This window comes from Mesorhizobium sp. U510 (genome assembly GCF_059180695.1).
Genome location: NZ_CP180531.1, coordinates 193,010 through 212,420, shown reverse-complemented (window position 1 = coordinate 212,420; position 19,411 = coordinate 193,010). Strand labels below are relative to the sequence as shown.

General features: G+C 61.9%; 19 protein-coding genes. 15 read left to right on the top strand and 4 right to left on the bottom strand.

Annotated features, from left to right (window positions below; all coding sequences use genetic code 11):
* Window positions 1-179: 179 nt before the first annotated feature.
* Window positions 180-1,109: a DUF2493 domain-containing protein gene (locus ACLGL5_RS01085; RefSeq protein ID WP_019863577.1), complete on the top strand. Its 930-nt coding sequence runs from the start codon at window positions 180-182 to the stop codon at window positions 1,107-1,109.
* A 356-nt stretch (window positions 1,110-1,465) separates the two neighbouring features.
* The gene (locus tag ACLGL5_RS01080; protein WP_019863578.1) at window positions 1,466-1,633 is read left to right on the top strand and encodes a hypothetical protein; all 168 of its coding nucleotides are present in this window, start codon (window positions 1,466-1,468) and stop codon (window positions 1,631-1,633) included.
* A gap of 51 nt (window positions 1,634-1,684) precedes the next feature.
* Here the strand turns inward: ACLGL5_RS01080 and dinB are convergent, their stop codons facing one another.
* Window positions 1,685-2,770 (bottom strand): DNA polymerase IV, encoded by a 1,086-nt coding sequence (dinB, locus tag ACLGL5_RS01075; protein ID WP_019863579.1) that lies wholly within the window; start codon window positions 2,768-2,770, stop codon window positions 1,685-1,687.
* Window positions 2,771-2,828: 58 nt separating this feature from the next.
* A complete protein-coding gene (locus tag ACLGL5_RS01070; RefSeq protein ID WP_027047835.1) occupies window positions 2,829-3,254 on the bottom strand; it encodes an SOS response-associated peptidase family protein in 426 nt (141 codons plus the stop codon).
* A gap of 460 nt (window positions 3,255-3,714) precedes the next feature.
* Here ACLGL5_RS01070 and ACLGL5_RS01065 point away from each other — a divergent pair, with 460 nt between their 5' ends.
* The gene (locus ACLGL5_RS01065; protein WP_236952506.1) at window positions 3,715-4,254 is read left to right on the top strand and encodes a DUF2285 domain-containing protein; all 540 of its coding nucleotides are present in this window, start codon (window positions 3,715-3,717) and stop codon (window positions 4,252-4,254) included.
* On the opposite strand, the gene ACLGL5_RS01060 is transcribed toward ACLGL5_RS01065, so the two are convergent.
* Window positions 4,215-4,796: an amino acid synthesis family protein gene (locus ACLGL5_RS01060; RefSeq protein WP_019863584.1), complete on the bottom strand. Its 582-nt coding sequence runs from the start codon at window positions 4,794-4,796 to the stop codon at window positions 4,215-4,217. The two genes, ACLGL5_RS01065 and ACLGL5_RS01060, sit on opposite strands and share 40 nt — an antisense overlap.
* Window positions 4,797-4,958: 162 nt before the next feature.
* Between ACLGL5_RS01060 and ACLGL5_RS01055 the strand changes: the two genes are divergently transcribed.
* The 10 genes from ACLGL5_RS01055 (at window position 4,959) to ACLGL5_RS01010 (ending at window position 15,575) form a co-directional block, all read left to right on the top strand.
* Entirely contained in the window at window positions 4,959-6,755 is a 1,797-nt protein-coding gene (locus ACLGL5_RS01055) for a helix-turn-helix domain-containing protein (RefSeq protein ID WP_494372648.1), read from the top strand.
* Window positions 6,756-6,929: 174 nt separating this feature from the next.
* A complete protein-coding gene (locus tag ACLGL5_RS01050) occupies window positions 6,930-7,907 on the top strand; it encodes a flavin reductase family protein (protein ID WP_019863586.1) in 978 nt (325 codons plus the stop codon).
* Window positions 7,908-7,929: 22 nt separating this feature from the next.
* Window positions 7,930-9,441 (top strand): aldehyde dehydrogenase, encoded by a 1,512-nt coding sequence (locus tag ACLGL5_RS01045; protein WP_064982327.1) that lies wholly within the window; start codon window positions 7,930-7,932, stop codon window positions 9,439-9,441.
* 27 nt (window positions 9,442-9,468) lie between these two features.
* Window positions 9,469-10,545 carry an LLM class flavin-dependent oxidoreductase gene (locus ACLGL5_RS01040; protein ID WP_019863588.1) on the top strand — a complete coding sequence of 359 codons (1,077 nt, stop codon included), beginning with the start codon at window positions 9,469-9,471 and terminating at the stop codon, window positions 10,543-10,545.
* Window positions 10,546-10,547: 2 nt separating this feature from the next.
* Complete coding sequence (locus ACLGL5_RS01035; RefSeq protein WP_019863589.1) at window positions 10,548-11,375, top strand: alpha/beta fold hydrolase; 828 nt, start codon at window positions 10,548-10,550, stop codon at window positions 11,373-11,375.
* Window positions 11,376-11,615: 240 nt separating this feature from the next.
* Entirely contained in the window at window positions 11,616-12,449 is an 834-nt protein-coding gene (locus ACLGL5_RS01030; RefSeq protein WP_494372647.1) for a transporter substrate-binding domain-containing protein, read from the top strand.
* A 56-nt stretch (window positions 12,450-12,505) separates the two neighbouring features.
* Window positions 12,506-13,480 carry an amino acid ABC transporter permease gene (locus ACLGL5_RS01025; RefSeq protein ID WP_019863592.1) on the top strand — a complete coding sequence of 325 codons (975 nt, stop codon included), beginning with the start codon at window positions 12,506-12,508 and terminating at the stop codon, window positions 13,478-13,480.
* On the top strand, window positions 13,477-14,220 hold the full coding sequence (locus ACLGL5_RS01020; protein WP_019863593.1) for an amino acid ABC transporter ATP-binding protein: 744 nt from the start codon (window positions 13,477-13,479) through the stop codon (window positions 14,218-14,220). The genes ACLGL5_RS01025 and ACLGL5_RS01020 overlap by 4 nt, the downstream gene beginning before the upstream one ends.
* A gap of 101 nt (window positions 14,221-14,321) precedes the next feature.
* Complete coding sequence (locus ACLGL5_RS01015; RefSeq protein ID WP_199201973.1) at window positions 14,322-14,726, top strand: MAPEG family protein; 405 nt, start codon at window positions 14,322-14,324, stop codon at window positions 14,724-14,726.
* A 291-nt stretch (window positions 14,727-15,017) separates the two neighbouring features.
* Complete coding sequence (locus ACLGL5_RS01010; RefSeq protein ID WP_032921571.1) at window positions 15,018-15,575, top strand: DUF2062 domain-containing protein; 558 nt, start codon at window positions 15,018-15,020, stop codon at window positions 15,573-15,575.
* 965 nt (window positions 15,576-16,540) lie between these two features.
* Here ACLGL5_RS01010 and ACLGL5_RS01005 read toward each other — a convergent pair.
* The gene (locus ACLGL5_RS01005) at window positions 16,541-17,341 is read right to left on the bottom strand and encodes a class I SAM-dependent methyltransferase (RefSeq protein ID WP_019863596.1); all 801 of its coding nucleotides are present in this window, start codon (window positions 17,339-17,341) and stop codon (window positions 16,541-16,543) included.
* A 115-nt stretch (window positions 17,342-17,456) separates the two neighbouring features.
* On the opposite strand from ACLGL5_RS01005, the gene ACLGL5_RS01000 reads away from it, so the two are divergent.
* Window positions 17,457-18,962 carry a sensor histidine kinase gene (locus ACLGL5_RS01000; RefSeq protein ID WP_027047840.1) on the top strand — a complete coding sequence of 502 codons (1,506 nt, stop codon included), beginning with the start codon at window positions 17,457-17,459 and terminating at the stop codon, window positions 18,960-18,962.
* A complete protein-coding gene (locus ACLGL5_RS00995) occupies window positions 18,959-19,405 on the top strand; it encodes a response regulator (protein ID WP_494372646.1) in 447 nt (148 codons plus the stop codon). The genes ACLGL5_RS01000 and ACLGL5_RS00995 overlap by 4 nt, the downstream gene beginning before the upstream one ends.
* Window positions 19,406-19,411 lie beyond the last annotated feature (6 nt).

Below are 19,411 nucleotides of genomic sequence, written 5' to 3'. Positions count from 1 at the left end.
GCCGCGCGGGGCCCCGTCTTCGGGCCTTTCCATCGCGAGGCAAAATAGCCGGGCTTCGCCATCCTCCACTCCCGTTCCGGCCCTGCGCTGACGCTGCGGGTGCAAGTCCGGATCGTCCATCGCCTTCGTCGCCATGAAGGCCGCGATGGGCGCGGCCGGTCCGACGAAGGCAAGCCGCCATGAGCACCGAGCACGATACCGAATATCAGTCACAGACCGCATCATCACCCATGGACCACGTCCTTCAGGAGCTTCAGCTCTACGGCTACCGTCCCTTCGACGACGAACCCGATCCGCGCCCGCTTCCCGAAGGCCGGGTCGTGGCAGCCAGCATCGCCGACATCTTCGACGCTCTCGTGGTGGCGATGGCCGACACACGCCTTGAGCCCGACCTCGAGGAGCTGCTGTGGGGCACGGTCAATCTGTTCCATCGCGCGACCAAGCGGATCGAACGCGAGCTCGATGAAAACGAAGTTGGCCAGCAACGGCTGCAGCGCGAACAGGATGGATCCGAGGTCAACTCGGTCGAACTCGAGCGCCTCATCGCCCAAGGTCAGACCCTGCTCGAACGCCGCAGCGGCTTCGAATTGATGCGCGACCAGGCCGCCGAGCACTACGAGCGTCACACCCACTCGATCTGGCGCCCGCGTTCGGGCTCTGTCGTCAACCACCGCAACCTGACCGCGGCACTGATCGACAGCCGGGACTTCGTTGCCGCGAGGAAGCACGCAGACGGCCAGGTGCTGTTGCCACCTGGACCGAAAGTCGCCTTCACCGGAGGACTCGATTTCAACGATCATCGGCTGATCTGGGCCAAGCTCGACCAGGTCCATGGCAAATATCCGGACATGGTCCTGCTCCACGGCGGATCACCAAAAGGTGCCGAGCTGATCGCGGCCAAATGGGCTCACAGCCGCAAGGTGCCGCAGATTGCCTTCAGGCCGGACTGGACCAGGCATGCCAAGGCCGCGCCCTTCAAGCGCAACGACGCCATGCTCGACACCTTGCCGATTGGCGTCATTCATTTCCCCGGCTCTGGCATTCAGGACAACCTCGCCGACAAGGCCCGCAGGCTCGGCATTCCGGTGATGAAGTTTGGTGCAACGTGAAGGGGCCACCAGTCGACCCGCCTCAAGTCATTCGCTCTGATTCCCGTCACTCTTGGCGCGTTGATCGGACGACCGCTCCTGCCGATGTGGCGTCGATGAAGGCGAGGCGGTGGACCACGAGGTTCACATCGCACCTGGTCTTGGAATGGAGGACAGGGAACCGATCGCCGCGTTTGTCGGCGCAATTCCTTGGTCCGGTCCAAGGGCCTGATGCCATCAACCCATGAAGGGTCGGACTACGCAAAGCGTGCCGCCGTTTCGGCCTTGCCTTCACGGTGATCGCGGCCCTCGGCCGGACACATCGGGCGCCTGTCACGCGGGGATCGCTCCCCGCTTCCAGAACAGGAGCCGGAAAAATGTCCCTCGTAGAAGCCAACGCCTTCGCCTTCAGCCTCGCCACCAGCCTGATGGTCAGCATCGTCATCTTCCGCGCCGGCGACGGAACACTCACGGTCGTGCGGGCCGACGAATATGAAGGAGAGGTCTCCCAGATCGTCCGCGAGATCGATCCGCACGAGCGATGATCCGGACAAGTTGCGGCCGGTGATTCTCTGCGTCCGGCCTGAGAGGCAGCGCTACACCTCGAACCGAAGTTGTCGTTGATCCGACGGCGACACATCGCCTAGCGACGACAGTGTTATGCCCAACAGGCGGATGCCTTTCCGCACGGGGAATACCGACCTCAGGAGATCGGCCGCGAGCTCCTCGAAATCACGAAGCTCGATCGGCATCGCCACCGTGCGGCTGCGCGTGATCTGCTGGAAGTCGGCGAATTTGACCTTCAGCGTGACGGTTCGGCCGCGGATGCCTTTGCCTTCGCAGTATCCCCAGACTTTGGCGATCAACGGCTTAAGTTCGGCGAGCGATGCATCGAGCTCGACGATATCGGCTGCGAAAGTGTCCTCCGCGCCGATTGATTTGCGCGGCCGATCCGGTTCGACGGCGCGTTTGTCGATGCCGCGCGCGATCTGATAGTACCAGAGCCCTGACTTTCCGAAATGCTGCTGCAGGAAGGGGAGCGACCTCTCCTTGAGATCGGCGCCGGTCTCGATACCGAGCGCTTCCATCTTCGCGGCTGTCGCGGGGCCGACACCGTGAAATTTCTTGACGGGCAAGGTCTCTACGAAGGCGGGACCGTGACGTGGCGTGATGACGAACTGGCCATTAGGCTTGTTCTGGTCGGAGGCCATCTTGGCGAGGAATTTATTGTAGGAGATGCCGGCGGAAGCAGTCAGCCCGGTTACCTCCAGGATCTTTGCCCGGATCAGCTCTGCGATCGTTGAGGCCGCAGGAATATTGAACCGGTTCTCCGTGACGTCGAGGTAGGCTTCGTCGAGCGAAAGCGGCTCGATGAGATCGGTGTGTTCGGCGAACACGTCGCGGATCTGGGCCGAAACCGCCCGGTATACCTCGAAGCGGGGCGGTACAAAGATCAGTTCGGGGCATTTGCGCTTTGCCGTGACCGAAGGCATGGCGGAGCGAACGCCGAACGCGCGGGCCTCATAGCTTGCGGCCGCGACCACGCCGCGGGCCGCGGCCCCACCGACGGCAAGCGGCTTGCCGCGCAGTTCCGGATTGTCGCGCTGTTCGACCGAAGCGTAAAACGCATCCATGTCGACATGGATGATCTTGCGCGGGCCAGCGCCGCGTTCAGGGGCCATTTGCCTGCAATGTCATTTCGCCAGGGTGTAAGGTTCGTGCTTCCGGATCCTACAATCTTCAGATCGCAAATTCAGCCTGTCTGCGACCCTGGCGGAGACGCGAAATCGCAAAGCTTGCACCTGGAAGGGGACGAAGGACCTCGTGTTCGGGCTGCGTCATGTCGAGCCAAGCCGCGCGTTCGTCCCGGCGCAGCACTACCATCTGGCGCTCATGGTAGGGCGCAATATCGTCGTTGGCCTGGATCGTCAGGATTGCGTAGGCTTCCGACCAATCGCGGGTCGCTGGCCGCCAGATGCCGGCGAAATAGAACCAATCACCGTTTGCGAGGCGAAAGCTGTAGTTCTTTCCCTGGCTGCGATGCCGGAATTCGGACGCCGGCACCAGGCAGCGATGGCTCGGGAACGATCGGTCCTCTGCGCGTACGACCGTGAAAGGTCGCCCGCCGGGTTCCCTGGGTTGGAGACCCCATGGCAATTCAAGCATCTCAACATCGCCGCCATAGCGTCTTATGATGATGCGGCGTTCGTCGAGCGGTGCGTCAGTTGATCGAAGCCATAAGGCTGGCCCAGCGCGGAAACCGGCTTAGCCGAGAGGGCGTGATATCGGCGCTCCGGCAAAGCCAATATCGCGGTATTGCATACCCAGACGTCGTCAAATGGGATGCCAGGCAGGACAATGGCGCCGCGATGACGGCCTTGCACGTGGTCGAGAAAGGCCGGTTCAAGCAGATCAGAATGATTGCTCGAGCGTCAGAGACGTCGGCCCTTTGATTGATCAACGCGGACGCGACGCCTCTGGTTTGAGGATTTCACGAGATGCCCAAGGCATTCTCCAGTTGCTGCTACGTCATCTTTGACCGGTCAGCGATCTTTCGACGTTGCGCCCGTGCGTAGAGCTCGTCACGCAACTGGCGTTTCTCGGCGACGCGCAGCCAGGCGAACCGATGGCTGCTGCGATCCCACGCGACGAAATGGCGCTTGACCGGCTCCAGGCAATCGAACGGTTCATCCGCTCGATCCACACGCCCAACCTTCCCGATGCCAGGTTGACCGCTGTCCAGCGTCGGCGCCTTGGTCACATGCTGCGATGCTTGGACGGTCGCGAGGAACAGGCATCCCATTTAGAAGTCGCAACCGCCTTGTTCGGCCGTCGGCTGGTCAACGCCGCCGACTGGCACGACCCGGCGTTTTACCAGACGCAGCCTCGTGCGCGACGGGCTGAAGATGGTCGAGCGCGGCTCTCGCCAATTGCTGCACGCGCGAAGGCGCCATCACTGACAAGTCCCGCCGGCCGCGCTGCCCAATTTCTTACTCCGTTTTCAAGCCGACGGTTACTGTCAATCATGAAGCGAATGGCTGTTTGCGCCTCATGTCCGCCGTTTAACAGCCGCGCCAATCGAGAACTTGGCATCATCAACGACCGAGCAGGAATGCCGCGCAACCATCACATCGCTGCTTCCTGCTCCATCTCCTTCATGTCCTGAAAACGATCCGCGATCCGCGGATGGAGGCGGCCGCCATCCGCCGCGCCTATGGCTACGACGATTTCGTCGGCGGCCGGTCCATCGGCGATCTGGAAGTTGGCTGTGATGAAATGCGAGCGGCGGCCGTTCTCGCTCTTGTGCATCATCGGCAATGACAGAAGCGCGCCCGGCGCGTTGCGCGTGTTGCAGAATTCGAGATAGGTCGTGCCGCCGACGGCATCGCGAAACACATTGCCGAAGCGCAGCGTGTGGATCATGGCGGAAGCGTGTTCGATCTCGCCAGCGACCCCAACGGCGGCGGCCTTGCCGTAGCTCTCGATGCGCTCGGCAGGCATGAGTTCGAGCACGCGTTGCGTGAGCTCATGTCCCAAACGGGGTGCGATAGCGACAATCTCCGGCCGCAGGTTCTCGACGAAACCGCGCCCCGCCCATGGATTGCGCAGGACAGCGGCGACGACGATCGATCTTACCGGCCTGGCGCCGGCCTTGCCGCCTTCGATGTGCACTTCTTCGATGAAGGTGCAGACTTTTCGCAATTCCATAATTTTGGGCCCTGTTGGTGGAAGCTCAGCCTAATCGGATCTAGCGGACGGGTATTCCTCCGGTTCGTAGGAAAAATCGACGTGCACCCCGCTTGGAAGCGGTGTAGCGTTCATATATCCGCGACGGCTTAAATTGGCCCTTCGCGAGGCGGAAGACCGGGCGTGGACCACGAGTCTCAAATTCTCTCTTTGCGGGACGCCGCCAGCCTCATCAACTCGGGTGGCGATCTCCAGTCCGTGTTGCGAGACCTCGTGCTGGCAGCCTGCCGCCATGCCAAATGGACGCTGGGCTCGATCATGAGCATCGATGCGCCGCATGGCCACGCCTATGTCATCGTGCGCCATGACCCCACGCTCATTCAACGCAGTTTGCCTGACCGCTGGGAATTGGCGACCAGTCCGTCGATTGTCGCGCTCAACCGGAACGAGCCGGTCTATATCAGGGATGCGCGTGTGTCCGAGGAGTTTCCTGGCTATCGCCGGGAGGCGTTCGAGCGCGACTATCGCAGCGTGCTCGTCATGCCGATGAACTGCGTCGACGACGACGGCCGGCCAATGGTGCTGACCGTGGTCTCGCGCGAAATCACCGAAGTGAGTGCCGAGGATATCGCGTTCATTGGCATGATCGTGCATTTGGGCGAGATAGCGGTGGAGAAGCAGCATCGCCTGCGCCAGGAAAAGCAAGCAGGCGAGCGTCTGCAGCGCGCCTTGTTGGCGCACACCTCGCTTCTGCAGCAGGCTCTGTCGGAAGGATCGGTGGTCTCACTCGCCGACAAGGTCGGCGAGCTGTTACCCAATGCGGTCGTGGTCATTGATTTCCACGCCAACCTGGTCGTGGCTGGCCGCTCGCCGAGCGAAGCGCATTTTGATGCCGCGGCCTGGCGCCAGGCCGTTGGCGGCGCGCTCAACCGGCAGATCGTCAAGGTCGCGCGCGGCGCGTCGGAAGCGCGCCAGGAGGAGACTTTGTTCGTTGATGACGGCAAGCATCGCCTCAAGCTTTCGGTGCGCGTAGAGCCGCTCACAATCGATGACGAAGTGGTTGGCGCGCTCATGATTTTTCCGACGCCGCAGCAATCGGGCCAACTCGACCAGATGCTGCTCGACAGCGCCAAATTCGCGCTCAGCGTGCAGATGATGCGCAGCTTCGTCCGCTTCCGCTTCGAGACCAGATCGATGACCGAGCTTTTCCTGGAAGTCGTAGAACGACGCTGGCGTGACGAGGCGGATATCGTCAACCGGGCACGGCGGCTGGGGCTTGACCTGACCGTACCGCAAAGGCTGATTGTGGTCGACTACGCCGACGCGGCCAAGCACGGCGGCGGTGGTCTGGCCGACCCCCATCATACCCTTGTCCGGCTGTTGGACCAGGCAGGCGTGGCGGGCACCGTCATCGCCGTAGAAGGCGATCTTGTCTGTCTCGTGGTGGGCGATAACCGGGAGAGCATTCGCCTGACGAAATTGCCCAACACAATCGCTGCGGAGTTTGGCCGCCATTTCGGACGTGAGCCGGCGGTGCTGGTTTCCGAAATCTGCGCCTTGCTGGCCGATTATCCCACCGCCTGGGAGCGTTGCCGCCGCATGATCCGCATCGGGCGATCTTTCGGACGCACCGGCGTTTTCGCCGGCCAGGATTTTGGCCCGCTGCCGATGCTGGTCGCTGCCGCCGATGTGCCTGATGTGCGCAACTTCGTTGACAAGAGCGTCGGCGCCTTGATTGCGCATGATCGCGAGCACCACACCCCCTATCTGGACACGTTGTTTGCCTATCTGCGCGAAGGTTGCCGCAGCCAGGCTTGCGCCGATGCGATGGGGCTGCATGTCACCACCTTGCGCTATCGCCTGTCGCGCATGGAAGAGCTGTTCGGGATCAAGCTCGACACGCCCGAACAACGCTTCGCGGCCGAACTGGCGATCCGCCTCAGCGGCATCATCGACAGCCGGTTGCCTGAAAACCGCTAGAGCCATTTCATCGCGTCATTGCCGTCGCTGGGGCGGTCCCGCCAGGCGCGGACCTGCCGTGCTTCTGCTTGCTCGGGATGGCAGCAGCCGGTTGCCAACTCCTTCCTATAGATCTGAGGAAGAACCGCTGCCGGCCCCTGCCTAGCCTCCGTCCCAGAAATGTGGAGGAAGGCAATGGCGGACGCTGTAGCACAAAGGACGATCGACCCGATCGCCTTGCGTCGTGCCTTCGGAACTTTCGTCACGGGGGTCACAGTCATCACGACGCGCGACAGCGACGGCAAGCCGCGCGGCATGACCGCCAACTCCTTCACCTCCGTCTCGCTCGACCCGCCGTTGCTTCTGGTCTGTGTCGGCAAGTCGGCGGCAAGCTTTCCGGCATTCAATGAAACGAGCGCTTTCGCGGTTAATTTCCTGCATGAGGGGCAGGTCGATGTTTCATCGGTCTTCGCCTCCAAGGCGGCGAACAAATTCCAGTCGGTCAATCATGACAGCGCCCACACCGGCGCGCCGGTCCTCACCGACAGCCTGACATGGTTCGACTGCACCGTTCACAACCGCATCGAGGCCGGCGACCACATCATCCTGATCGGTCAGGTCCAGGCCTTTGGGACGAGCCCGTCGGCGCCGCTCGGATTTTGCCGCGGCCGCTACGCCAGCGTGAAGGATCCGCTGCCGGCCGGCTGGCTCGCCTCGCAGGATATGATCATCGGCTATCTCGTCGAAGCGGGGGACCGCATCCTCCTGTGCGCCGACGGCAAGGGCAGCTGGGTGCTGCCGACGGCGCGGCGCCGCAAGGCCGACAGCCAGCTTGTGCTGGACGGCGGCGAGGCGCTGAGCCTCGTTCCTGAAAATACCTTCCTCTATTCGGTGTTCGACGTCGCCGACAGCGACCCCGGCTATCTGATCTACCGCGCCGAACTGAGCCGCGAGAGTGCCGAAGCCGCGCTTGCCGACGGCCATGCCTTCTTTTCCGTCGACGCGCTGCCCTATGAGCGGATCGCCACGCATGAATTACGCGCCATGCTGCGCCGCTATGCGCGCGAGCGGCAGGACAAGCGCTTCGGCATCTACATCGACACCGGTGACGGCGGTCGCGTCGCCATGATCGACGGCCAGTCGCAATCGTGGACGCAGGCGGCGTCCGAATAATGAATCTCCCAGGACAGACAGCATGAAAACGACGATTGCATCGCTCGAAGGCTCGCGCCAGAACCTGTTCATCAACGGCGCGTTCGTGGCGCCGAACGGCGGGCAGTATATCGACAGCTTCGACCCGACCACCGGCAAGCCCTGGTACCAGTTTGCCGAGGCCGGCGCCGAGGATGTCGGCGCGGCTGTCGAGGCCGCGCGCGCCGCTTTCGCCGCTCCAGCCTGGCGGCGCATGACCCAGACCGATCGCGGCAAGCTCGTGCGTCGGCTGGCGGAACTGGTGATGGAGCACGCCGATGAGCTGGCGCTGATCGAGACACGCGACAATGGCAAGCTGCTCAAGGAAATGCGGGCGCAGATGCGCGCCATGCCCGACAGCTACACCTATTTCGCCGGCATGGCCGACAAGCTGCTTGGCGACACCATTCCAGTCAACAAGCTCGACATGCTGAACTTCAACCTGCGCGAGCCGATCGGCGTCGTCGGCATGATCACGCCGTGGAACTCGCCGCTGATGCTGCTCGCCGGCACGCTGGCGCCATGCCTGGCGCTCGGCAACACGGTGGTCGTCAAGCCGTCCGAGCATGCCAGTGCTTCCACACTCGCTCTGGCCGAGCTGATCATGGAAGCCGGCTTCCCGGCCGGCGTCGTCAATGTCGTCACCGGCACGGGTGCTGTGGCCGGCGACCCGCTGACCCGGCATCCGGGCATCGCCAAATTGGTCTTCACCGGGTCGACCGTGACCGGCCGGCGGATTGCCACCAACGCGGCGCAGAATCTCGTTCCCTGCTCGATGGAACTCGGCGGCAAGTCGCCGCATGTCGTCTTCGGTGATGTCGACATCGACCATGCCGTCAACGGCGTCGTATCCGGTGTCTTTGCGGCGGCGGGACAGACCTGCGTCGCCGGTTCGCGCTGTTTCGTCGAGGCCAGCGTCTACGATCGCTTCGTCGAGGCGCTGGTCGAGCGCACGAGGCGCGTGCGGGTCGGGCTGCCGACGCTGGAAGAAACCGACATCGGTCCGCTGGCGCTGTCGGCGCAGCTTGCCAAGGTGGAAGGATATGTCGCCTCGGGTGTGCGCCAGGGCGCCAGCATCGCGGCCGGCGGCAGGCGGCCGCAAGCGGCCGAGCTTGCCGGCGGCTGGTATTTCGAGCCGACCGTGATGACCGATACCGACAACAGCATGGACTTCATGCAGGAAGAGCTGTTCGGTCCGGTCGTCGGCGTCATGCCGTTCTCGTCGGAAGACGAGATGATCCGGCTCGCCAACGACACGCGCTATGGGCTCGCCTCCGGCATCTGGACGCGCGACATCAACCGCGCGCTGCGCTTTGCCAGGAATGTCGAGGCAGGCACGGTCTGGATCAACACCTATCGCGCTTCCTCCTTCATGTCCGCCAATGGCGGTTTCAAGGAGAGCGGCTACGGCCGGCGCGGCGGCTTCGACGCCATGGAGGAGTTCTCGCGCCTGAAGAACGTCGTCATCGACTACTCCGGCGCCATGCAGGACCCCTTCATTATCCGCCTTCGCTGACCAACCCGACACACTGGGGAGACCGACATGAAATTCGCCGTTTCGCTGACCATGGAGCGCTTCTCGCCCGACATCCCGATGTCGAAGGTGAAGAGCAATCTGCTCGAACTGGCACGCATGGCCGACGAGGGCGGCTTCGAGACGTTGTGGACGGCCGAACACCACACGATCGAATGCACGATCTCGCCAAATCCATTGATGACGCTGACTTGGCTTGCCCAGCATACCGAGCAAATAAGGCTCGGCACCTCGACACTGGTCGCGCCCTATTGGAGCCCGATCCGGTTGGCCGGCGAGGCAGCGCTTTGCGATCACCTGACCGGCGGACGTCTGGAGTTCGGCATCGCGCGGGGCTCGTACCAATACGAGTTCGACCGCATGGCCGGCGGCATGCCCCAGCAGGAGGGCGTCGCCTATCTGAAGGAGCTGGTTCCGGCGGTTAAGAAGCTCTGGGCGGAAGACTATGCCCATGACGGCCATTACTGGAAGTTCCCTTTGGCAGCCGGCGTGCCGAAGCCGCTGCAGAGGCCGCATCCGCCGATCTGGGTGGCCGCGCGAGACCCGGGCACTTTCGACTGGGCAGTGAGCATCGGCGCGTCGATCCTGTCGACGCCCTTGTCGGCGCCGGCGGCCGAGATCGCTGCGCTTGGCGAGAAGTTCCGCAAGGCCGTCGCCGATCATCCCGAGGTCCCGCGCCCGCGCCTGATGATGCAGCGGCGCACCTGCGTCTACGAACGGGCGCAGGACTGGGAGATCGCCGTCGGTCATGCCATCGACTATGGCCGCGCCTTCGAGAACTTATTCCAGAACATCGGCACCGTGCAGAACGGCTTTCCCGAAGCCGTCCCCTACGAGAGCGTCAAGGGCAAGGACAACTACGATCCGGAAAACATCCGCCGCAACCTGATGTTCGGCACGCCGGACGAAGTGATCGAGAAGCTGCTCGACTATGAAGCGGCGGGCGTCGACCAGTACTGCCTCGGCCTTACCTTCAACCTGCCGTTCGAGCTGCAGAAGAAGACGATCAAGCTGTGGGTCGACGAGGTGATGCCGGTCTTCGCCGCGCGCGAGCGTGACAAGGCGCGCCAGGCGGCGAGGGCGTGACCATGGCGTGCTCCGGCCATCTCGATGTCGAAGGCGTGCTGATCAACTGGCGCCTCGAGGGCAAGGGCGACGTGCCGCTGGTCTGCATTCATGGCGTCGGCTCCTATCTCGAAGCCTGGAGTGGCGTGGCCGGGCGGCTGAAGGATCGTTTCGCGGTCCTCACCTTCGACCTGCGTGGCCATGGCCGCTCCAGCCGGGTCAAAGGCCGCTACGAGATCGACGATTTCGTCAAGGAGACGCTGGCGCTGGCCGATCATATCGGGCTTGCCACCTTCCATCTGGCAGGGTTTTCGCTGGGCGGTTTGATCGCACAGCGTCTTGCGCTGACGCATGCCGAGCGCCTGCAAAAACTGGTGCTGCTGTCGACGGTTGCCGGCCGCACGCCCGAGGAACGCAACGCGGTGCGCGGTCGGCTGGCGGCGCTGATGGCCAGCGATGCCCCGGCGCATCACGCCGCGTCGCTGTCGCGTTGGCTGACCGAGGAGTTTCAGGACAACAACCCGGAGATTGTCGCGGAGCTGCGCCGGCGTGACGCCGAGAATGACCGCGATTGCTACGCCGCCGCCTACAGAGTTCTCGCCGAAACCGATTTCGGCGGCATCCTCGACCGCATCACTTGCCCGACACTGATCGTGACCGGCGAGGACGACCAGGGTTCCAGCCCGCGCATGGCACGTCTGATGCACGAACAGGTGCAGGGCTCCGAACTCGCCATCCTGCCTGGGCTCCGCCATTCCATCCTGATCGAGGCGCCGGCTCTCGTCGCGGACACGATGGCCGACTTCCTGCTGGGCGCTGGTCGCGCGAGAGGGGCGGTCGCGCATGGATAGCGGTCTTCGCGGAGCAGGTGAGGGCATCTCGCCGGCAACAGGCCAAAGCTTTCCCCGTGAGCGAGGGAATGACGGCTGCAAACATCCTCCACGGCAGCGGAAGACCGGACCGGCTCGGGCATCGCTAAATCCGCGAGCCGTCCGGAGGATGCCGACCTCGTCGGCAAGGGATTGCGAGATCATGACCGGCTGAACGGCCATGAGGGCAAGTGAATGAACAACAACAAGGGGAATACGCATATGACAATCTGGACCAGACGACAGCTGACGATAGCCGCGGTGGCGCTTGCGCTTGGCGCATATCCTGCCCATGCAGGCGCGGTGCTAGACCGTGTGATGGCAGCCGGCACGCTCAAAGTGGCAACCGACGCCAACTGGGCGCCGCAGTCCTTCGTGAATGCCAGCAACGAGCTAGACGGTTTCGACGTCGACGTCGCCAAGGCAATCGGCAAGCACCTCGGCGTCAAGGTCGAGTTCGTCACGCCCGGCTGGGACATCATCACCGCCGGCAATTGGGCGGGGCGCTGGGACATGCATGCCGGCTCGATGACGCCGACCAAGAAGCGCGCCGAGATCTTCGATTTTCCGGCGGTCTACTACTACACACCGGCGGCCGTTGCCGTGCACAAGGACAGCAAGGCGAAGACTTTGGCCGACCTCGACGGCAAGGTGGTCGGCGCCACCAGCACCTCCACCTTCGAGGCCTATGCCAAGAAGGATCTGACGCTCGACGCCGCCGGCGCGCCGCCCTTCGAGTACAAGCTCAATCCGAAGGAGGTCCACTCCTACGAGAATTCGACGACCGCCTTCGACGACCTTCGCCTCGGCGACGGCGTGCGCCTGGACGCGGTGGTCTCTTCGTTGCCGTCGATCCTCGACGCCGAGAAGGCCGGCTACCCGATCAAGCAGGTCGGCGATCCGGTGTTCTACGAGCCGCTGGCAATCGCCATCGAGCGCGGCGACCCGGAACTGTCGGCCAAGATCGCCGACGCCGTGAAGGCGATGAAAGCTGACGGCACGCTGAGCAAGCTTTCCGAAAAATGGTACGGCCAGGATTATTCCAAGACCAACTAGCTCCCTTCAAAGGCGGCCTTCCCCTGGGCAGGCCGCCGAACAGCCGGTGCTCAAATATGCTCTATCCCGATACCGTCGAAGCCGAAATCCTCGTCCATAAACCCTGGTTCGTGGCGACGATGTTCGGCGCCGTCCTGCTTCTCTTCATGGCTTTCAACATGTCGAGCACCAGCTTCGCCGAACTCATGCGTCCGGTGATCGGAGAGCCGTCGACGAGCGGCCTCTACGGGCGCTTTGCTATCGGCTTCGCCATAGCGGTGATCTTCACGCTCAACGTCGTGCTGATTGGTTTCGCGCCGCTCAAGGTCCAGATCGGCATCGTCTGGCTCGAACTGCTGCTGCTGTTCATTGCCTTCTTCGAGACGTTCCACCTCAGCCTGCCCTTCATCAGGGAGAAGCTGCCGTTTCTGATAAGTCAGGGCGTTGTCACCACGCTCTATGTCTCGGCGATTTCCATCGTCATCGCTTCAGTCATTGCGGTGGCCGGCGCGGTCGCCAAGCTTTCCAGCAATGGCTTCGCCTACGCCATCGCCAGTTTCTACACCTCCTTCTTCCGCGGCCTTCCGCTACTCATGCAGGTCTACCTGATCTATCTCGGCCTGCCGCAACTCGGCTTCGTCATCAATGCGGTGCCCGCCGGCATCCTTGCGCTTTCGCTCTGCTACGGCGCCTACATGACCGAGATCTTCCGCTCCGGCATCCAGAGCATCGATCGCGGCCAATGGGAGGCGTCGCGCTCCATGGGCTTCGGCTTCGCATTGACCATGCGCCGCATCATCCTGCCGCAGGCGCTGCCGGTCATCATTCCGCCGACGGGCAACCAATTCATCTCAATGCTGAAGGACTCTTCGCTGGTCTCTGTCATCGGCGTGTGGGAACTGATGTTCCTGGCGCGCACCCTCGGCCAGAAGACCTTCCAGCACATGGAGATGCTGATTTCCGCAGCCATGATCTACTGGATGCTGTCGATCTGCCTCGAACTGATCCAGGCGCGGATCGAGCGACATTACCACAGGAGCAAGGTCCGATGAGCGCTCCCGCCATCATCGAAGCGCGCAACGTGTCGAAGTGGTACGGCACCTTTCACGTCCTGAAGGAAATCAACCTGACGGTTCATAAGGGCGAGCGGATCGTTATCTGCGGCCCTTCGGGTTCCGGCAAATCGACGCTCATCCGCTGTTTCAATCGCCTGGAGGCGCATCAGGAGGGCGAGATCACCGTCAACGGCGTCGCTCTGCATGGGAAGATGGGCAATGTCGCCGACGTGCGCTCCAACGTCGGCATGGTGTTCCAGCACTTCAACCTGTTTCCGCACATGACGGTGCTGATGAACTGCATGGCCGGCCCGATGTGGGTGAAGGGCGTGCCGGAAAGGGAGGCGCGCAAGACCGCGCTTAAGTTCCTCGAGCGGGTCCGCATTCCCGAGCAGGCCAACAAGTTCCCCATCCAGTTGTCCGGAGGCCAGCAGCAGCGTGTGGCGATTGCCCGCAGCCTGTGCATGGAGCCGGCTGTCATGCTGTTCGACGAACCTACATCCGCGCTCGACCCGGAAATGGTTTCGGAGGTGCTGGAGACGATGACCGGGTTAGCCCGCGACGGCATGACCATGGTGTGCGTGACGCACGAAATGGGGTTCGCACGGGCGGTAGCCGACCGCGTTATCTTCATGGACGCCGGTCAGATCGTCGAGGAGGGCACGCCCGACGCGTTTTTCAGCCGCCCGCGTCACGACCGAACCAAGCTGTTCCTCAGCCAGATTTTGAAGCATTAGCCTCCAGCAAAGGCTGCTTTTCCGGTCGAGTTCCTGGAAACTTAGCGGTAGACTAGGTGATTGGTTACGACGACCGAGACTGCTAGCGACGGGGACGGCATATGTCGGCGACTGCGTTTGCATTGACTGTATTCATCTCGTGGGCACTGGGACTGCTGATCGTGATGGAAGTGATCCGTACATATCTGGTGATCTCTGGGAAGGTCGCAGCAAACGGCTTTACGCCAGATAACGCGGCTCTTTCTCCCTTTATGCAAAGGTTGGCCCGCGCCCACGCCAACTGCATAGAAGGGCTTCCAATCTTCGGAGGTCTGCTCGGAGTCGCGATCCTTATTTCAAAGACCGATGTGACGGATCCGCTGGCTTCTACACTATTAGCCGCGCGAATAGTTCAGTCGATAATTCACCTCGTCTCCACGAGCCAGGTCGCGGTCAGTCTCAGGTTCACTGCGTTCACAGTGCAAATGGTAATTGGTGCGTACTGGTCCTGGGCGATGTTGAGGTGAAAAGTGCCAGAAGCCCGGCGGCCCGTGGCGCATTGCGCGGGAGCCGAAAAGAGGGGCGCCCGACGTAGGGGCGGATTGGCAAAATGCCGATAACCAGACGCTCTACCCATTCAACGCGGTACAAAACTATGCCGCGCGTTCTCAGCCTGGGTTTTTCCAACTGTTGCCCGACTATCCGCTGCGCTTTCGGACACCCGGTTGATCAGCAAATTCGGAACAAAGCAGCACAGGCTACGTTTTCAGAGACGAGGTCCATCCGTTCAACCGACCGCGTTTCAAGTGGGCAAGAGAGTGCTCTTTAGACGCCGAAATCCTGATGGTCTATTCGAGCGATTGCGCATTTATATGTGGCCGCGCCGCTCCTTCTCGCGATCGTTTCAGTATGTTTCAAAGCGTATCCTCCGTCTGAACGCCACTCCAACGGCCGTCGCGGCGGGGGTGGCGGCTGGGGTTTTCGCGTCTTTCTTTCCACTAGGGTCCCATTTCGCCATTGCCGCCATCGTGTGCTGGCTGATTTCAGGAAACATGGTGGCGGCAGGGCTAGGAACATTTGTCTTTGGCAATCCGCTGACCCTCCCGTTTGTTGTGGGAGCGACTTGGGAGACCGGCAAGATCATGTTGCACGGCCACATGCAAAGTCACGAACGGCCAGCCCATCTGAGTGAGATGTTGCAGACCCTTTCAATTTCGCAACTGTGGGCACCGGTCTTAAAGCCCATGCTGTGCGGTGCGGTGCCACTCGGGCTGATTTTTGGCCTGTTGTTCTATGGCATCACCCGCTATGGCATGACAGTTTTCCGCGAACAAAGGCGCAAGCGACTGGCCGAAAAGGGGAGCCTGCTCCAGTAGCAGGAAGACATCGTGTTATCGCCCCCTCTGTCAACTCGACATCGCCGTTCTGGAGGGTGAGTTACGGAAGGGCAGCCGTAGAAATGCGTCCGCTCGTCGGCAATATCGCCGCTATAAGCGCGTCCCTACAACTGGCGGCCCGGATATCTGGAGCCTCCGTCATGGGTTCCTCGCCGCACTTTTATTGATGAACGCCCCGTCTGCCGAATGGCAGCTATCCGCCGTGCTCGCCCCGATAGCGGACTGGCCGTTTCCCCCCCATTCGGACAAAGCAGCAAAGAAAAACCCGCCGACCGAAGCCGACGGGCTTTTTTCCTCGTACTACGCGGCTTCCCGGGATGGCCCCCGCCAGAAATCCAGAAAACTCAGCGCTGCGGCCATCCGTAGCTTAAAAGCTCAATCGGCGCTGTAACCCGGTAGCAACAGGCGGCCTGATTTCGCAACGTGAGGCGTGTTGGCGCCTCCTTTGTGTCGCCTTGAGTGTGTTGGTTCTAAATTGGACGCCAGAATCTTTTGATCCCGGTCAAGGCGATGATTTCGCATACACTATTTCATCCCAAGCTCAGCACCATTTTCTTGGGTGACTTAGTGGTGAAGAAATCCCGGACCCCCTTATCAGTAAAACGGATAATCCATTCTCGCTTCTTTTGCCAGAAAGAGGCCAACCTGCAGTGGACCGTATGGGACCGCGTCGCCGACACACCTGCCAGCCTCGGCGGACGTGAACTGGTCGGATGCACGTCCTATCGCGCAAGTGCGGCCGCTTCCCTGTGACGCAGATTTATTCGCATGGGCTGGAGGCCGGTGCGCACCCGCAGCGGCCCGAGCCAGAAACTCCAAAGGGCTCGGAAGTACGCGCCTCGCGGGATGCCGACCAGGAAATTTCGCGCCAGTCTTCCTAGCGCCTTCCTCGGCCAAAGGCTGTCACCCCTTCCGGCCAGAATGAGACCGGCTCCTTGGGGCTCTCAGGGCGCGATCCCTCGGCAAGCCCAGGCGACATTTGCAAAGGAACGCGGGCCGTCCGGCTGGCCGGCCTGATATGCTTCGCGCACCGCCGCCTCGGCTCTCGCGCGATCCGGCGCATCGAGGGACGACAAGAACTTGCCGAACGGGCCCTCGCCTGCGGCCATCGGCGACCAATAGTCGTCAAAATTGCTGTAATCCATCCGGATCATCAGCTGCGTCTCGCTAACCTGCAGAAGCCCTTGCTCAATGAAGGTCGCCCTCATCTCTCCCGGCATCATCATGGGTTGGAAGCAATAGCGCGCACGAAACTGGCGGCCGGCTTCGCCGAGCGCCGCCACCGTATCGGCCATCATGCGCATGCCCGGCATGCCTCCCAGATGATCCCAGACAGAAGCGGCCACGACGCCACCAGGCCGAACGACGCGGCGCATTTCGGCCACAGCCTTGCCGGCGTCGGTAACAAAATGCAGCACCAGAAGCGCCAGCGCGCGATCGAAGGCTCCATCGTCAAAGGCGAGCGCGCAGGCGTCGCCCTGCTCAACCTTTATCCGCGGATCTGTTCTGCGCCTGATCGTTTCAGCCACGAAAACCGGCGAATAGTCGATGGCGGTGATCTCCTTGAGCTCAGCCGCCTTCAGCAGGGCAAATGTCAGACTGCCAGTGCCGCAGCCGACGTCGAGGATCTTCTCGCCAGCCGAGATGCCCGCGAAATCTATGAACAGCGGCGCAAGCTTCTGGCTCCATCGGCCCATGAGCTTCTCATAGCCGCTGGCATCATGGACTGTGAAAGTCGAAGTCACTTGTTCCCTCCCTTAATGCAACGCGGACACATGCTTGTTTGGCCGGCGCGTCGGTTGTGGGAAAGTATAACGCTCGCTAGAGATAACGCCACCAATGCGCACCAGTGAGACGAATTTGTCTGAAAATCCAACCGACAAGGTCATGCTGCGCGGCTCCAGCGCTCTGCTGGCGATGGGCCTGCTGGTTCTGATGGGCATCGTTGCCGCCACATACCTGCTCGCCGAGAAGTCGCGCATCAGTTTTGACGATGTAACTGCCGCGCGTGACACCCGCACCGCTGCCGTCGATGTCCGCAATTCTCTCCTCTCGGCGGAATCCAGTCAGCGGGGTTTCCTCTACAACGGCAACGAGATCTATCTCTCGCCTTACGATACGGCAAAGTCGTCGGCTCTTCGCCGGTTCGAAAAGTTGCAGCTCCTCGTTGCCGGGGAACCCGAGGCGGCAGCATCGATCGACCAGCTCAAGGCAATCATCGGCGAAAAGCTTGCCGAAATGGACAGGACCGTCGCCCTGAAGCGACAGCGCAAGGACGATGCCGTGGCGGCGATCGTCGCTTCCAACCGTGGCAAGGCGCTGATGGATCAGGCCAACGTCTACTTCAACGGCATCATCCTTGCGGCCGACGACCGGCTGACCGCGCGCGTGGCGGAACAGAGGTCCTACTTCGCCTGGCTGCGCATGATAACCATAGCCGGCGGCATTGCGATCGTTATCGTGGTCGGCTTCGCCTGGGCCTCGCTTTTGCGCCACACGCGCGAACTCAGCGCCGCACGGTGGAACCTCGAGGCTCTCAACAGCGGGCTGGAAACCAGGGTGCGCGAACGTACCGCCGACCTCGTGCGGGCCAATGAAGAGGTTCAGCGCTTCGCCTATATCGTCACCCATGACCTGCGCGCGCCCCTCGTCAACATCATGGGTTTCACCAGCGAGCTGGAAGCAGGTGTCGCCACCCTGCAGACGCTCATCGAAAAGTCCGGCATCGGCGCCAACGCGTCCGACCCCCTGGTTGCCAACGCACGAATGGCGGCGGAGGAGGACCTGCCGGAAGCCATCGGTTTTATCCGCTCGTCAACGCGCAAGATGGATGGGCTCATCAACGCCATCCTCCAGCTTTCGCGCGAAGGACGCAGGCCGTTGCGGCCCGAAGCCATACAACTTGCGGCTTTGATCGAAAGCACGGTTTCCAGCTTCCAGCATCAGGTCAAGGAAGCGGACGGGAAGATCGACGTCGACCTCGCAGGCGTGGAGATCGAGGCCGATCGCCTGTCGCTCGAACAGGTTTTTGCCAACCTTTTCGACAATGCAACCAAATATCGCTCGCCCGCGCGGCCGCTTCGCATCAGGGTCGGAGCAAGGACTATCGCCGGCGATCGCATCGCCATCGATTTCGAGGACAATGGCCGCGGCGTCGCCGAGCAGGACGTGGAACGCATTTTCGAGTTGTTCCGGCGATCGGGTCTACAGGACCAGCCTGGCGACGGTATCGGACTTGCGCATGTACGAGCCATCTTGCGCAGGCTAGGCGGCGACATCACGGTCAAATCAACGCTCGACGTTGGGACAACTTTCAGGATAGAGCTGCCGATGATCGCGGCATCAAACGAAAGAGCGTTTGCATGAGCCAAGCCGGCAAACCAGTAACGATCGTTATGATCGAGGACGATGAGGGCCATGCGCGCCTCATCGAGAAGAACATTCGCCGCGCCGGGGTCAACAACGATGTCGTTGCTTTCACCAACGGTTCCAGCGCGCTCGCCTACCTGCTGGGGCCGGACGGCTCTGGCGACGCGAGCGTCGGGCGTCATCTTCTTGTGCTTCTCGATCTCAATCTGCCTGACATGACCGGCCTCGATATTCTGCAACAAATCAAGGTCAATCAACATCTCAAGCGGATTCCTGTCGTGGTGCTGACAACGACCGATGACAGTCGCGAGATCCAGCGCTGCTACGATCTCGGCGCCAACGTCTACATCACCAAGCCCGTGAACTACGAAGGCTTCGCCAACGCCATCAGGCAGCTCGGCCTCCTGTTCACCGTCATTCAGGTCCCGGAAACGGCCTGAAAAACG

Excerpts from the sequence above, each read along its gene's own strand:
- ACLGL5_RS01025 (WP_019863592.1), top strand. The coding sequence starts at position 12,506 with ATGCTCTATCCCGATACCGTCGAAGCCGAAATCCTCGTCCATAAACCC.
- ACLGL5_RS01050 (WP_019863586.1), top strand. The coding sequence starts at position 6,930 with ATGGCGGACGCTGTAGCACAAAGGACGATCGACCCGATCGCCTTGCGT.
- ACLGL5_RS01035 (WP_019863589.1), top strand. The coding sequence starts at position 10,548 with ATGGCGTGCTCCGGCCATCTCGATGTCGAAGGCGTGCTGATCAACTGG.
- ACLGL5_RS01015 (WP_199201973.1), top strand. The coding sequence starts at position 14,322 with ATGTCGGCGACTGCGTTTGCATTGACTGTATTCATCTCGTGGGCACTG.
- ACLGL5_RS01080 (WP_019863578.1), top strand. The coding sequence starts at position 1,466 with ATGTCCCTCGTAGAAGCCAACGCCTTCGCCTTCAGCCTCGCCACCAGC.
- ACLGL5_RS01070 (WP_027047835.1), bottom strand. The coding sequence starts at position 3,254 with ATGCTTGAATTGCCATGGGGTCTCCAACCCAGGGAACCCGGCGGGCGA.
- ACLGL5_RS01085 (WP_019863577.1), top strand. The coding sequence starts at position 180 with ATGAGCACCGAGCACGATACCGAATATCAGTCACAGACCGCATCATCA.
- ACLGL5_RS01020 (WP_019863593.1), top strand. The coding sequence starts at position 13,477 with ATGAGCGCTCCCGCCATCATCGAAGCGCGCAACGTGTCGAAGTGGTAC.
- ACLGL5_RS00995 (WP_494372646.1), top strand. The coding sequence starts at position 18,959 with ATGAGCCAAGCCGGCAAACCAGTAACGATCGTTATGATCGAGGACGAT.
- ACLGL5_RS01040 (WP_019863588.1), top strand. The coding sequence starts at position 9,469 with ATGAAATTCGCCGTTTCGCTGACCATGGAGCGCTTCTCGCCCGACATC.
- ACLGL5_RS01060 (WP_019863584.1), bottom strand. The coding sequence starts at position 4,796 with ATGGAATTGCGAAAAGTCTGCACCTTCATCGAAGAAGTGCACATCGAA.
- ACLGL5_RS01065 (WP_236952506.1), top strand. The coding sequence starts at position 3,715 with ATGGCTGCTGCGATCCCACGCGACGAAATGGCGCTTGACCGGCTCCAG.
- ACLGL5_RS01045 (WP_064982327.1), top strand. The coding sequence starts at position 7,930 with ATGAAAACGACGATTGCATCGCTCGAAGGCTCGCGCCAGAACCTGTTC.
- ACLGL5_RS01030 (WP_494372647.1), top strand. The coding sequence starts at position 11,616 with ATGACAATCTGGACCAGACGACAGCTGACGATAGCCGCGGTGGCGCTT.
- dinB (WP_019863579.1), bottom strand. The coding sequence starts at position 2,770 with ATGGCCCCTGAACGCGGCGCTGGCCCGCGCAAGATCATCCATGTCGAC.